Here is a 14,828-nt window from a genome sequence, read left to right as displayed (position 1 = left end):
CCTACTGCCTCCGCACGATCAAACATAGCGTCGCGTGCCCGGTTTCATCCACCGCCAGATCCTGCGCCGATGCAAAGGCAAGCGGCGCAACCGAATAGCCCAGACCAATCAAACGGAAAACCCACTGCCTGATATCATTGCGCGCCATACCAAGGCTTTTTTCAGCATCCACCCTGTAATTCAATCCAACGACCGCAAAGCCGCCAATCTTCAACCGGTCCAGCCAGGATTGCAGTTCGGCCCCGCGCGTCGCAAAATCTCCTTGAGGCCCCATCGGCCAGAGCAGAATATCCGCAAACTCGCCGCCGCCCTCTTCGGGCAGGCCGTGCCGAAACGCCAGAGTGAAAGGCCGGGACAACATGGCGCTTTCCATAGCGGAGCTGACATCGCCAATCACCCAGCCATCAAGGCCCGCGATCTCGACACCATAGACAGAAAGCGCAGTCTGGCAGACTTTTTCACGCCATTGCGTGATGCGCGAGGCAATACTCGCACCGCTCTCCATTTGAGCCCAGGTGCAGTCCTGCGAAACCGGCATATCGGGAGTGAGCGCGCCAATATGGATTAATCCGCTGGCAGGGCCCGATTCCTGACCGGTCTCTGGTTCGGCCAGAATGGAGCGAGGAGCCTCAATGATGAGGTCCTCACCATCCTCCGGCTCATCCAGCTCAACCTCAACCTCAATTACAGACAGATCGGTAGGTTCGGTGAAAAAGCCATAGAGAGCGTATTCCACGCCCTTAATGGCGTGGAATGGAACCTGTACAGTCAGGTCCTGCCGCGAGATTGCCTCCAAACTCAACCGATTGCCCGCCGCCAGGCTGGGCGCGCCGCCAAATTCGGGCTTGAAGGCATGGACCCGCACCGTCAATTCGCCCTGTGTTGCCTGTGCTCCGCGCAATTTCAGCCCGTAAATGGCGCGGCCGGGCCGCACCGGCTCATACCGGGTGTGAAAACAATATTGCGGATCAGGCGATGGTCGATCACCGCCAAACCCGAGCAACTGGCTGGCATAATCGACAAAATAGGAAAATGGATTAACGGCGCGCATGACATCAGCGCCTCAGCACCAGCATGATATCGACATGCGGATCACGCTCCAAAACCTCTTCCGGGGTAATGCTCACGATGCCCTTGGTGTAATGGATATAGGACAGGCTGAAACCAGGAGCCAGCAGAGTCTTGAGGAATCCGGCCGGATCGCTGTAGCGCGCGGAGGTAAATTCCAGCACGACCGTCTTGAGCGTGCCACTATCCAGCAAGCCCTGCGCGCCCGCCCAGACCAGCTGTTCGGCGCCCTCTACGTCGATCTTGGCGAATTCGATGGCCGACCAATCCACTCGCCCGTCCAACCGGGCCTGCGGCACGGCAACCGCGCCTTCGGGAAGGGTATCGCCCATCGGCAGAATATGGGCGTTCTTGGGGTCCTCATGCGGCACATGCAGCGCCACCTGCCCTTCATTTTCAGCACCCAACGCCACCTGATGCACGTGTACGCGCTGTGAGAAACCATTGACCGAAAGACTACGATGCAAAAGCCCGGTCATATGCGGATTTGGTTCAAAGGCGTGTACCTGACCACTCGCACCCACCAGATCGGCCATCAACAATGAAAAATAGCCAAGGTTCGCGCCAATATCGGCCACGACCATACCCTTACGTACCAACGAAACCAGAACTTCGGTGACCCACATTTCCCAATAGCCGTCGAGCATCAGATGTGGAGCAATGCCGATATCACGCCCATCGACATACATCTTGTAGCGGCCAAGAACACGGCACAGCACAAGATGCTCACCCATATACGCACTGTGGCAAAGGGCGCGTATGGCCGCTTCGCTTCTAACCCGCGTTTCGCATTTCAAATGCGTTACTGTTTGAATTTCCACCATAGGGGCGGGTGTGGTAGCAACATCCAGCAATGCGGACGCTTGGGCAAGTTTGCGTAGCATGGCGAGCGTGATAGCCTCTGGCCATTCGCAAAGTAAACAACTATTGCCCACAGAACGATCCTGTTTGGCATTTTTACAGGGCGCAATTGGCACAGCAATGCGATGCTCCGGCCAAAGCAGGAGCAGTGGGCCGGGTGATATATGATTGAATTTCATGATGTATCAAAGACTTATCATGCACGCGGCATGGTTCGGCGCGTGTTCTCCGGCCTCTCGTTTCAGCTTCAACGTGGAGAAAACCTGGCCATTTGCGGCGCAAATGGGGCGGGAAAATCAACTCTGCTGCGCCTAATCGGCGGGGTTGAACACCCAACCAGCGGGCGGATCGAACGTGGTATGAAAGTGTCATGGCCGATCGGTTTCGGGAGTTGCTTTCAAGGGGGGATGACGGGGGCCGACAATGCCCGATTCATCGCGCGAATCTATCGCCATGATGAAAAACAAATGCTTGAATATGTCGAAGATTTTGCTCGTCTTGGTGCCTATCTCCATCAACCTGTAAAAACCTATTCCTCCGGCATGATCTCGCGCTTGGCTTTCGGTGTATCGCTGGCGATCGATTTTGACTGTTATCTGGTCGATGAGGTGGCGGCGGCAGGCGATGTCCGTTTCCGCAAGCGCTGCGAAGAAGAATTACTGGCGCGTCGTGACAATAGTACGCTGATCATGACTTCACATGATCCCTATATGCTCGAACAATACTGTACGCGTGGAGCGGTTCTTTATCGCGGGGTGCTCACGTTCTACGACTCCGTTGCCGAGGCCTGCGAAGTCCATCACAGCCTGCAAATGCGCCACTGAACCATGAAGGCGCGCAGTGCCATGGTGGCACCCTTCCTGGTGGCCGTGACTGGCGCGGCCCAGGCCGACGAAATCGCGCTCACTCCCGTTCAACTGTTCGATCTGGCCGCGCAAGCAGTGCAAAAGGGCGATGTTGCCTTGGCCGAAAAGGCTTTGCGCGCATTATGTGCCAACCGTGAAGTAGAGGTTCGGTCCGAAGCAAGGTTTCGCCTTGCCATGCTTTTGCTCGACCCTTTACACCGGCCTCGCGATGCCGCCGTATTGTTGCGCCAGATTCTGGATGAAAAACCCAATAGCGCGCGTGTACGAGTCGAGCTTGCACGGATTCAGGCAATGCTGGGCCATACAATGGCCGCGTCAGCCCAATTGCGCGCCGCCCATGCCGCCGGCCTGCCACCTGCCGTCGAACGCGAAGTCCGCTTTTTTATGCAGGCAATGGACGCTCGTCGCCATGTTGGAGGCAGCGCGGAAGCAACACTGATGCCGGATAGCAATGCGAACCGCGCTACCAACGCCTCCATAATCGGCACGAGGATCGGTGACCTCTCTCTGTCTTCAGAGGCAAGGCGCCATTCCGGCATAGGCGCCAATCTGCGCGGGCAAGCCTATGCCCGGCTTGATCTGGCTCCTTCACTGCGTCTGCTGACCACACTTTCGGCTGCGGCAACTCTCTATCGGAACGCGGGCTATGATGACATCGCATTAGCTCCTGCTTTCGGGCCCGAATTGTCGTTGAATAAGGATCGCGTGACGCTGCAACTGGGGCCATCATGGCGCTGGTATGGTCAGCGCCGCTACTCCTCGACGCTGAATGCAAATGCCGTGTGGGCGCACACGCTGGGCCGTCGCGCACAATTGCGCACCGAGGCAAGCATGGGGGATATCACCAACCATTTTGACGGTGCGCAAAGCGGACAGATTTATGCGCTGGGCCTTGGGCTGGACCGCGCGGTCAGCCCGCGCCTGGGCGCTGGCGTGCAGGCCAACGCGTTTCGACAGACCGCGCAGTCGGCCACCTATGCCTATACCGGCGCCAGCGGATCGGCGCATATATTCCGCGAAATCGGCCCCATGACCTTGCTGGCCAATCTGAGCTATTCGCATCTGGAGGCCGATCAAGGGATGGCGCTCTTCTCGCGCCGCCGCGTCGATAATATGGCGGGGGCCATGATCTCGATGACGGTACGTCAGATTCACATCGCCAATGTATCGCCGGTTTTTCGCATCCGTTATGAAAATAATCGTTCAACTTTAGCAATATACGAGTATAGTCGCGTGGCTGGCGAAATAGGTCTTTCTGCCAGATTCTGATTGTCTTGCGGGGTTGCTATGGCGTTTGGCGTGGTTCTGGGACGTATTATAGGCATTGGCGTGCTTTTTACTCTTGCCGGATGCGGTGGGGACGGAGGCGTCAACAGCACATCGGGCGGGACCACGACGCCTTCGGCACCGGCACCGTCGGCGGTCACGCCGTCGGGCCTGACGGCCAGTACTTCCTTCTCGAACACGATGCAGAGCGGCAATTTTGTTACCGTGCGCGCCGCCGCCACGGTTGATCGCCCCGCCTCCAACAGCGGCACCGCCAACCCCACGGTGCAAATCGCCGCCGCGGACGCAAACAATTTTATTTCCTACAATGCGGCCACCAACGTCTACACGCTGAATTACACCGGATCATCGGGCTCGCAAAGTAAAGTCGACTTCACCCCGACCGGCGCCCGCCCCACCATCACCGCGAATGGCAGCCCGGATCCCACAGAAGTCAATTTTTCCTATAACGACTGCTATACCAGCGGGTGCTACGCATCGAGCTATACGATTTCGCATAAAGCCAACAATTTCACCTATACCTACACCGCGTTTGGATCGAACAGCAGTTCGTCCTTATCAATGGTCGACAGTTCATCGTCCGCTTCGACCAGCTTCTTTGTCTTCGGTTTCCCGACCCCCACCGCCGCCGTGCCGCGATCCGGCAGCGCCACCTATACGCTGGACCTTGTGGGAACCTATCCCGGCACCGGCACCGGCTCTGTCAATTTTGGGGCGGGAACCTACAGCTTTTCGGGCAATATTGCGCAATCCACAGCCTATACGCAAACAACCGGCACGTTCCAATCAAGCGGGACGCTGGCCACCACGAACGGCTTTTCGGGCACGATCAACCTGACCGTCAACCAGACGATCATCAACCCATCGCTAACCGCCAATACAGTGAACAACTATACGTTCAAGGGCTCTATCGGCGGCCTTTTCTTCGGCCCCTCGGCTCAGGAACTGGGTGGGACTTTTGTTGCTCCAAACACGTCAACGCAAAGCAATGTTGCAAGCACCCCGGCGGCGGCCCCCGCTTATGGCGCAATTTTGGGGCATCGCTAGCGCCTTCTAACGCTTGGCCACCGTAAAGCGCAGATCGCCGTTGAACAGGCGCAAGAGTCCTTCCGGGATCAGCAGCGAGAACAGCGCCATGGGCCAGAGCGGGGCCGGAAAGCCAAACAGCCGCTTATTGGCCAAGGCGTTCCTCACGATCCTGCGCGCTGCATCCTGCGCGCTGATTTCGTGGGGACGATTGCCCAGATGTTCGCCGCCCATCGGCGTCGCGACATAGCCGGGGCAACAGACCGAAACCCCTACGCCCGACCCGCGCAGCGCCTCGCGCAGCGACAGGCCGTACATCACCAGCCCGGCCTTGCTGGCTGAATAGGCGGGGGCATCGGGCAAGGGCGACAGGCCCGCCAGCGAGGAGACGATCGCGATTTGCCCCTTCCCCCGCGCCTGCATGCCGGGCAGGACGGCATGCAGCGCGCCGATCACCGATTGTAGATTGATGGCCACCACATCGCGGGCCACCTCGGCGCTTTCCACCATTTGCCCTTCGCGGCGCCCATCGAGAATGCCGTGGTTGGAAATGAACAGATCAACGGCCCCGAAATCCGCGACAAAACTGGCAAAGGCGGCGGTATCCTGCATGTCTATGGCGCCAATCCGCACATCGCCGCCGCATTCCTGCGCCACCTGCGCCAGACGCGCCGCATCCCGGCCCACCAGCCCCAACCGCCAACCGCCCTGCGCCAGTTCAAGCGCCACCGCACGGCCGATCCCGCTCGACGCGCCGGTCACGATGGCCGCCCTGCCCATTCCCGGGCTCATTCGTCCTCTTCCAGCGCCTGAAGCCGCTGAAGGATCGTGTTCTTGGCAATGCTGGCCAGCGTGATGCCCGAATGCGAGAGCGAGGCCTTTTCGGCCACCAACGTGTCGATCACGCCGTCGATCTGCGCCTCGGTATGGCCCGAGGAGATGAAGAAGCGGATGCGCGCCGCCTTTTCCGGCACCCCCGGCGGCAACACCGGCACCGTGGCATAGCCCCGTTCCATCAGACGCTGCGAGAGCATGACGGTCTGCAGACTGTCGCCCAGCACGATGGGCGTGACGGCCAGCCCCCAACTGTCGCCGACATTAAGCCCTGCACCGCGCGCCTTGTTCAGGAAATGCCCGCCGGCCGCCCGCAGCGCCCCCACACGTTCCGGCTCGCTCAGCATCAGGTCGAGCGCCGTCAGCGCCGCCACCGTCGCCGTGGGCGGAATGCCGACCGAATAGACCATGCCGGGCGCACGAAATTTCAGGAAATCGATCAGCGCGCGCGGCGCGGCAATATAGCCCCCGCAAGACACCAGCGTCTTGGAGAGCGTGCCCATCCAGATGTCGACCTCGGCCGGATTGACGCCCGCATATTCGAACAATCCGCGCCCGGTCTTGCCCAGCACGCCCAGCGAATGGGCCTCGTCCACCATCAGCCATGCCGAATGGCGGTTCTTCACCTCGACCAGCCGGGCCAGATCCGGCCCGTCGCCATCCATCGAAAACAGCCCCTCGGTCACGATCAGGCAATGGCGGAACTGGCCGCGCAACTGGGTCAGCAGGCGGTCGAGCGCCTCGATATCATTATGCGGAAAATTGACGCGGTGCGCCCCCGACAATTGCGCGCCCACCACAATGGAATTGTGCGAAAGCGCGTCATGGATCACCAGATCGCCCTCGCCCATCATCGTGCCGATGGTCGTCACATTGGTGGCATGGCCCGACACGAACAACAGCGCATCCTCGGCCCCATAGAGGCTGGCGATCTCGCCCTCCAGCGCGCGATGGCATGCCCGCTCGCCCGAGGTCAGGCGGCTGGCCGAAACGCTGGTGCCCCATTGCGCGGCGGCATCGGCCACGGCGGCCACGATGCGCGGATGCGCATTCAGCCCGAGATAGTCATAGGAGGTGAAATTGACGCAGGGGCGCCCCTCGACCACCGTATCGACCCCCGCGCGCGCCTCGTGCAGGCGATAGAACGGCACCGGAATGCCGATCTTGCCCGCCAGGCTTTGCTGGAGGCGGATCGCCTCGAAACCGGGCAGGTCCTCGAAACTGGGGGCCTTGCGCCCCCGCCCGGCGAGCATCCCGCCCAGCAGACCCGAGGGCGCGGCGGTCGCTTTCTTCACGCCCGCAATCAGCGCCGAGCGCATATCCCGGCTTAATCGACGAGGCGGCGTTTCATCAACCATGACGCTGGGCTCCCAGAATTTCGGTTTCGGCCATACCGGCATCGCCGGTGTGAATGGCCAACAGCGCGCTTTCGGCATCGCTCAGCACCGCCGAGGGCGAGGCTTCTTCCGAACCGCGCGCAATGACCAGCACGCGCTGGGCCAATTCGCGCAGATTGCCGACCGCGCTGATCGCCATCATCGGCAATTCGATCTTGTACCGGCTCTCGATCCCCATGCGCAATTCCAGCGCCATCAGCGAATCCATGCCCAGCGAATCGATCGAGGCATCCAGATCCACATCGGCCGCCGCCAGACGCATGATCGCGGCGGCTTCCTCGGCCAGCATCGTGGCCACCACCTTGAGCGCATCGGCCTCATTCAGCCCGGCGACCATTTCGGCAAGACTCTGCCCCGTGGCCGCCACCGAGGACCCGCGCACCGTGAACTGTCCGGCAAAGGCGGGCGAGGCGGGCACCGGCATGGAGAACAGCGCACCGGCCTCGGCAAAGTCGGAAATGGTCACCACCGGATCGGTCAGGCGCGAGGCCAGCGCCAGCACCTTGTCGAGCCGCGCCAGCGCATCGGCCGATTGCATCCCCGTGACGCCGGCAATGCGGCTGAGGCTTTCCAGCGTATCACCGCGCGCGGCCAGCAAGCCCACATCGGCAATCGCCCCCCATTGCACCGCCAGCGCCGGGCGCCCCGCGCCCATCCGCCGCCGCGCCAGCCCTTCCAGCCAGCCATTGGCCGCCGCATAGGCGCCCTGCCCCGGATTGCCGATCAGCGCCGAGGCCGACGAGAACATCACGAAATGGGCCAGCGGTTGATCCAGCGTGGCATGGTGGAGATTTTCCGCCCCCAGCACCTTGGGCGCCAACACCTTGTCCAGCGTCGCCTGATCCAGCCCGTCGAGCATGCCGTCCGAGAGCGTGACCGCCGTATGCCACACCCCGGCAATCGGCCCATGGCGCGCCGTCACGCGCTTGACCAGCGCCTCGACCGCCACCGCATCGGTCACATCGAGCGCGGCCACCTCAAACACCATGCCCTGTGCGCGCAGCCGTTCGACCACGGGCAGAACCTCGGGATCAATCGCCCCGGCGCGACTGGCCACGACGATCTTTTCCGCGCCCTTGCCCGCCAGCCACAGGGCCGTGGCCAGACCAAAGCCGCGCGTGCCACCCACGATCAGCTGCACCCCTTTGCCCGGCGTGAACGGCGGCGCCTGCAACGAGGGCACGCCGTCGCGCTGGGGCGCGCTGACCACGATCTTGCCGACATGGCCCGCCGACTGCATCAGGCGGAAGGCCTCGGAAATCTGTCCGGCGCGATAGGTCGTGACCGGCAGCGGGATATAGATGCCCTCGGCAAAACCCTGCTCGATGGCCTTCAGGCCGACCAGCGTGAGTTCGGGATCGAGCGCGAGGATCTGATCGACGTCCACCCCGAAATAGCTGAGATTGCGGCGGAAGGGACGCAGCGCCAGCAAGCTGTTGGCCACATAGTCGCGCTTGCCCAATTCGATAAAGCGACCGCGCGCGCGCAGCACCTTGATCGACCCGCGCATCGCCTCGCCCGACAGGCTGTTGAGCACAACATCGGCCCCGCCGTGCAGGTCGCGCACCTCATCCACAAAATCGAGGCTGCGGCTGTCGCAAATGTGGTCCGCACCATAAAGCCGCGCCAGCGCCGCCTTGTCCGGGCTGGACACGGTGGCGATCACCTTGGCCCCGATGGCCCGCGCAATCTGGATCGCGGCCAGACCCACGCCCCCCGCGCCGCCATGGATCAGCACCGTTTCCCCGGCGCGCAGCCGCGCCAGTTCGACCAGCGCATACCACGCGGTGTAAAACGCCACCGGCAGACCCGCCGCCGCCTCGGCCGAAACGCCCTCCGGCACCGGCACAAAGGCCTCCTGCGGGCCGATGGCATGACTGGCAAAGCTGTTCTGGCCAAAGCCCATGACCAGATCGCCCAGCGCAAAGCCATGCACGCCCTCACCCAGCGCGACCACGCGCCCGGCGCATTCCAGCCCATAGACCGCGCCCGCCAGACCTTCATCCAGCACGTCGTCAAAGAGCAGGCCCATAGCCAGCATCACGTCGCGGAAATTCAGCCCCGTGGCGATCAGCTCGACCTCGATATGGCCCGGCGGCGGCGTATGACGCGCCACCTCGATCCACTGGAAATTCTCCAATTGGCCCGGACGCGGGAAATGCAAAAGCATCGCCTCCATCGCAGGTTCGGGCGCCAGCGGCAGGCCCGCCAGCATGCGCGCCGAATTGACCCCCTGCGGCGTCACGCTGAATTCGCGTTCGCGGCCCGGATTCATCAGGATCTCGCCCAGACCGAGCGCCAGCGCCTTGTCATCGACGCCCGTGCCGATCTCGACAAAGCGGATATCGGCCTCGACCATTTCGTTCATGGCCACGCGGACAAAGGCGCGCAAAGCGGCGACGCGCTCGGCGCCCAGATCGCCCTGCGCCATGGCCACAACCCACAGGCGCGAACGCGTCTCGCCTCCGCGCGCGGCAAACAGCGCGCGGCGCAAGGCCTCGACCGATCCGGCCATATCCTCGATCACGCTTTTTTCGACCACGAACAGACGGTCGGCCACAACCGCATCCTGCGGCGCCAAAACCCAGCCGCCCTCGGAGAGCGCGCGCTGGACCTGCGCGGTGTGGACGCCATGCTGTCCGGCGGCCAGAACCGACGTACAGGACAATTGCCCGACCGCAGGCATCGCCCGTTTGCGCTCGCTGATATGCACCACCAGCCCCTCATCGAGCTGGCCCATTGTCGTCACCCCGCCCAATTCGGGCAGGTCGCGGAGCATGGGCGCCAGCGTGACGCCGTCCTCCTGTCCGCCCTCGACCGGGGCCGATCCGCGATGAAACCCGACCAGCGCATCCATCGCGGGCTGCGCCGTCAGCAGGACGCCGCCCGCCCGCAACAGCCCGGCCAGCGCCGAGGCTTCCTGCGGCTGCATCCGCCGCTCGGCCGGGGCGCAGAGCAGCACCACGTCCGCATTGGCCGATTGCGGCTGCGAAAGGTCGATGATTTCCCATTGGCCCGCCACCGGCATGGTGCGCGCCAGCCTTTCGGCGGCCAGATTGTCCGCCGCGGCAATCGACAGGCGCAAACGGCCCGCCATCGCCCCGTTCATCAATCCCGACGCCACCGGATCGGTCAGGGCGGCCATCACCGCCTCGCCATCCTTTTCGGCCACGACCACATGCAGATGGCGCGGATAATCTGCCCCAATCCTTGCGGCCAGCACCGATACACAGCCCGCCAACGCCTCGACCGCCGGTTGCAGGCGCAGGGAGGCGTTTTCATAGCGGGACAGCAGGCGCGCGCGCGGCGGCGCCACATCGGCTCCGCGCAGGATCGAGGGCAGATTGGTCCCCGCCAGCGCCGAAAGCGCCAGATCGGCGCTGGCCTCGGGGAATTCGGCGGAGCAACTGGCCAGAATAACCGAGGCTTCGGGATGGTCGGTGTCGATCAGGCGGATATGCTCGCCTACCTGCTCCACCGCCCCGGCATTGATCAGGTCGAGCAGCAGCTCGCTGATCCATGCCCGCTGCTCGGCCGGACGTCCGCCGCTCTTGTCCAGCGCGGGCGGATCGAGCAGCGCAGGCAGGTCGATCATGCCATCGGGCCCTGCCATGTCGCGCAGGGTCTCGATCGCACTGGCGCGCATATGGGCGTGCAGCAGGAGCCACCCATCGGAAGCCACCGGCAATTGGGTCGTCTCGAACCAGCCCTGCGCCAGTTGGGCCAGCGGACGGCTGACCGTGGTAAGGCCCGCAGGCGGGGTGGCGAGATGAAACACGCCGGCCAGCGCGGGCTTTTCCACCCGCGCCACCGCGCGCAACAAAGCCTTGTCCAGCCGCGCCACCGTCCGTCCGGCATCATCGCGCATCCACAGCGTGACCGTCTTGAGCTGCTCGCCGCTTTTGTCCACCACAATGGTCACATCGGTGACATCGGCCCCCTCGCGCCACACCGTCAGCCGTTCAAAGCGGATGGGCAGCCAGGTCTTGGTGCTTTCATCGCCCTCGGTGACATAATCGAACAGGCCGTGGAAGGCGGCATCGACGCTGGCGGGATGCAGCACCTGCGGCTTGCCATAGGCGCCCGTTCCGGCCTCCGGCACGGCCTGCGTGGTTTCCAGAATGTCCTCACCCTGACGGCGCAGGGTGCGCAGCAGGCTGAAGCTGGGGCCATATGCAATGTCGCTCTGGCGCGCCTTGCGATAGATTTCCTCGGCATCGTCATGGGCCACGGTCAGATCGGTGATCCCGGGCGCCTCGCCGCGCAATTTGGGCGCGCGGGCGATGCGCCCGCGCGCATGCATGTTCCATTCATCAGGCGAAAAGCGCGGACGGCTCCAGATTTCGACGCTGGCCGGGTCCGAGATCAGGCGCGTGGAAATCTCGCGCTGCTCCTCGCTGCCCAGCACCAGCGGCTGGAGGATGTCGAAATCCTCGACGCAGACGCCGCCTTCGCCCCACAGATCGCGCGCCACCGCCAGCATCATTTCGGCCAGCGCCGTGGCGGGCACCACCACTTCGCCGCCCACCACGTGATCGGCCAGATAGGGGACCAGTTGCGGATCAAGCACATTGCGCCATTCGGGCGCCCCCTGCACCAGACGCGCGCCGATCAGCGGATGGCGCGGCGCGATACCATGCACATCGAGCGCCGCCGACGTCGGCGTATAGGCATAGGTCTTGCGCTGCCACGGATAGGTGGGCAGGTCGATGCGACGGTCCACCTGACCGCCAGCCGCCTGCGGCTCCAGCCCGTTGGCAATGGCGCGGGCGATGATGTCGCCGATGGGATCGCCGCCCGTGACCTTGCCGTCGCTCAGGCTGTGGAGCGCGCGGCCGGTGAAACCGGCAGCCTCCATCGTGCCCGTCATCGCCGAGCACAGGATCATGCGCGGCCCGATTTCGATAAACAGATTGGCCCCGCGCTCGGCCGCCTTGCGCGCCGCGTTCGAGAACATCACCTCGTGGCGGATGTTCTGCCACCAATAGGCGCTGTCAAAACCGGCTCCGGCCTGCAGCTCGCCCGAAACGGTCGAGATCATCGGCAGTTCACCCGCCGCCGGGCTGATTTCGCCCAGTTCGGCAAGGAAACTGTCCTCGATCCCGTCGAGCAGCGCCGAGTGATAGGGATAGGCAATGTCGAGCTGACGCCCGGCCACGCGATTCTTGCGTGCAAACCGCATGAAGGCGGCGATCGCCTCGCCGGGTCCCGAAATGGTGATCGAATTGGGGCCGTTGGTGGCCGCGATGTCGATCCCGGCAATCCCGCTGCGCTCGATCAGTTCGGCCATGGCCGCGCGCCCGGAGGCCAGCGTGGCCATGGTCCCCGCGCCATGCACCGCTTCCTGCGAATGCGCGCGGGCCATCAGGATGCGCGCGGCCTGATCCAGCGTCAGGATGCCTGCGGCATGGGCCGCGGCAATTTCGCCGACACTGTGGCCCAGCACCATGGCCGGGGTCAGCCCGCGTTCGGCCAGCGCCGCCGTAATGCCCACCTGAATGGCAAAGATCAGCGGCTGGGCCCATTCCGCCAGTTCCAGCTTGTCGGCCAGATTATCGCCCAGCATCGCTGCGGCCAGCCCTTCATGGCCCAGCGCCACAAAGGCCGCATCGGCCGCATCAAAGCCCCGCCGGAACGCCGGATTGGCACCATAGGCGTCGCGCCCCATGCCGACGAATTGTGAACCATTGCCATTATAGGCAAAGCAGACCTTGACCGCACCGGCCAGAGCCGTGCCGGTCATCAGATGCGCGCTCTTGCCCCCGGTGGAGAGCGCGCGCAACTGGGCAGCCATTACCGCGCCATCGCCCAGCGGCAGCACGGCCCGCTGGCGCATCAGCGCGCGCCCTGTGGCGGCACTCGCCAGCGCGGCCGGATCGATGCCTTGCTCCAGACGATCGGCATAGGCGCCAGCCAGCGCGGCCAAAGATTCCTTGCAGTGGCTGGAGAGCACCAGTGCATCGGGGGCCTGTGCGGGCGGGGCTGCGGGGACCATCGGCGCGCTGCTCATGATCACATGCGCATTGGTGCCGCCAAATCCGAAGGAGGACACGCCGCAATGCAAAATGCCATCGTCCAGCGCGACCGCTTGGCGGGCCGGTTGCAGGTTGAGCGCGTCGAAATCGATATAGGGGTTGAAACCGTCCAGATGCAGCGTGGCCGGATAGGAACGCTGTTCGAGCGCGATCAGCGCCTTCATCATGCCCGCCACGCCCGAGGCCGGTTCCAGATGGCCGATGTTCGATTTGACCGAACCCATCGGCAAGGGCTTGCTGCGCGGACGGCCCAGCACATTGCCGATGGCGGTTGCCTCGATGGGGTCGCCCACCACGGTGCCGGTGCCATGCGCCTCGACAAAGGCCAGATCCTCGGGCGAAACGCCCGCTTCGGCATAGGCCCGTTCGAGCAGGCTGGTCTGGCCCGAGAGGCCGGGCAGCGCGATGCCAGAGGTGCGCCCGTCCGAATTGATCGAGGCGCCCTTGATGATCGCCCGGATCGCGCCCGGTTCGGCCACATCGCCGCGTTGCAGGACAAAGACCACGCCGCCCTCGGAGCGGACATAGCCGTCGCCGCGCGCGGAAAACGGACGGCAGGCGCCGGTGGGCGAAAGCATTTGCGCCCGGCTGAAACCCACAAAAGAGGCGGGCGAGAGCAGCATGTTGACCCCGCCGACGATAGCGGTGTCAACGCGGCCGCTGCGCAGATCGGCCAGCGCGCGTTCGACTGCCACCAGCGAGGACGAGCAGGCGGTATCGACGATGAAGCTGGGGCCTTTGAGGTCGAACAGATAGGAGATGCGGTTGGCCACGATCGAGAGCGTGTTGCCGGTCATGAAGTGGCTCTCGATCGCGCCGGGATCGCCACCAAACAGGTTCGCGTGATCGAGCGCGGAAACGCCGATATAAACGCCCACTTCCTTGCCCGCGATGCTGGCCGGGGCGATGCGCGCATTTTCCAGCGCTTCCCACACCAGTTCGGCGAGCAGCCGCTGCTGGGGATCGACCTGCACCGCCTCACGCGGGGACATGCCGAACACGCCAATATCGAAATCATACGGATCAGGCAAAAAGCCGCCCGCGAAAGTATAGGCCGAGCCCGCCGCATTCTTGCCGGGATGGAACGCGAGTTCCTCATGCCAGCGGCCCTTGGGCACGCGGCTGACCGTAAACAGACCTTCATTCAGAACGTTGCGGAATGCAGCCTCATCCCGAGCCCCCGGCAACCGACAGGCCGCCCCCACAATGGCCGCATTCACGGCCGCATCATGCCTGACTGTCACGCAGTTCGTTCTCTCTTGGTTAACTCAATAAAAGAAGTGGTCTGCGCAATATTGCTTACCCAATACGAACGCTCGCCTTCCTTTGCGACCATCCATATCGGTATGCTGCTTTGCGTCAAGCCGTGGTGGGACGAACTGAAAATGACAAATCCGTGAATGTTCGTAACTTTTCTCGCTTGCGATGGCTCGACTTGAGCTTCAGACAATCAC

8 protein-coding genes are annotated in these 14,828 nt (G+C 63.4%); 3 read left to right on the top strand and 5 right to left on the bottom strand.

Going from position 1 to position 14,828, the window contains the following annotated elements; all coding sequences use genetic code 11:
• Position 1: 1 nt before the first annotated feature.
• On the bottom strand, positions 2-871 hold the full coding sequence (locus PQ467_RS01580) for a hypothetical protein (protein WP_274174822.1): 870 nt from the start codon (positions 869-871) through the stop codon (positions 2-4).
• A 184-nt stretch (positions 872-1,055) separates the two neighbouring features.
• On the bottom strand, positions 1,056-2,108 hold the full coding sequence (locus PQ467_RS01575) for an FkbM family methyltransferase (RefSeq protein ID WP_274174821.1): 1,053 nt from the start codon (positions 2,106-2,108) through the stop codon (positions 1,056-1,058).
• Between PQ467_RS01575 and PQ467_RS01570 the strand changes: the two genes are divergently transcribed.
• The 3 genes from PQ467_RS01570 to PQ467_RS01560 are packed head-to-tail and all read left to right on the top strand — an operon-like array spanning position 2,094 to position 5,129.
• On the top strand, positions 2,094-2,753 hold the full coding sequence (locus tag PQ467_RS01570; protein ID WP_274174820.1) for an ABC transporter ATP-binding protein: 660 nt from the start codon (positions 2,094-2,096) through the stop codon (positions 2,751-2,753). The genes PQ467_RS01575 and PQ467_RS01570 overlap by 15 nt on opposite strands.
• A 3-nt stretch (positions 2,754-2,756) precedes the next feature.
• Positions 2,757-4,064 (top strand): surface lipoprotein assembly modifier, encoded by a 1,308-nt coding sequence (locus tag PQ467_RS01565; RefSeq protein ID WP_274174819.1) that lies wholly within the window; start codon positions 2,757-2,759, stop codon positions 4,062-4,064.
• 60 nt (positions 4,065-4,124) lie between these two features.
• Positions 4,125-5,129, top strand: a complete 1,005-nt coding sequence (locus PQ467_RS01560; RefSeq protein WP_274174818.1) for a transferrin-binding protein-like solute binding protein — start codon at positions 4,125-4,127, stop codon at positions 5,127-5,129.
• Positions 5,130-5,135: 6 nt separating this feature from the next.
• Here PQ467_RS01560 and PQ467_RS01555 read toward each other — a convergent pair whose 3' ends face one another.
• The 3 genes from PQ467_RS01555 to PQ467_RS01545 are packed head-to-tail and all read right to left on the bottom strand — an operon-like array spanning position 5,136 to position 14,618.
• Positions 5,136-5,900 (bottom strand): SDR family NAD(P)-dependent oxidoreductase, encoded by a 765-nt coding sequence (locus PQ467_RS01555; protein ID WP_274174817.1) that lies wholly within the window; start codon positions 5,898-5,900, stop codon positions 5,136-5,138.
• Entirely contained in the window at positions 5,897-7,300 is a 1,404-nt protein-coding gene (locus PQ467_RS01550) for an aminotransferase class I/II-fold pyridoxal phosphate-dependent enzyme (protein ID WP_274174816.1), read from the bottom strand. The genes PQ467_RS01555 and PQ467_RS01550 overlap by 4 nt, the downstream gene beginning before the upstream one ends.
• The gene (locus PQ467_RS01545) at positions 7,293-14,618 is read right to left on the bottom strand and encodes a type I polyketide synthase (protein ID WP_274174815.1); all 7,326 of its coding nucleotides are present in this window, start codon (positions 14,616-14,618) and stop codon (positions 7,293-7,295) included. Before PQ467_RS01545 ends, PQ467_RS01550 begins: the two co-directional genes overlap by 8 nt.
• Positions 14,619-14,828: the final 210 nt, after the last annotated feature.

The sequence above is a fragment of the Novosphingobium sp. KACC 22771 genome (genome assembly GCF_028736195.1).
Classification (GTDB): domain Bacteria; phylum Pseudomonadota; class Alphaproteobacteria; order Sphingomonadales; family Sphingomonadaceae; genus Novosphingobium.
This window is presented reverse-complemented; position numbering and strand designations above follow the sequence as displayed.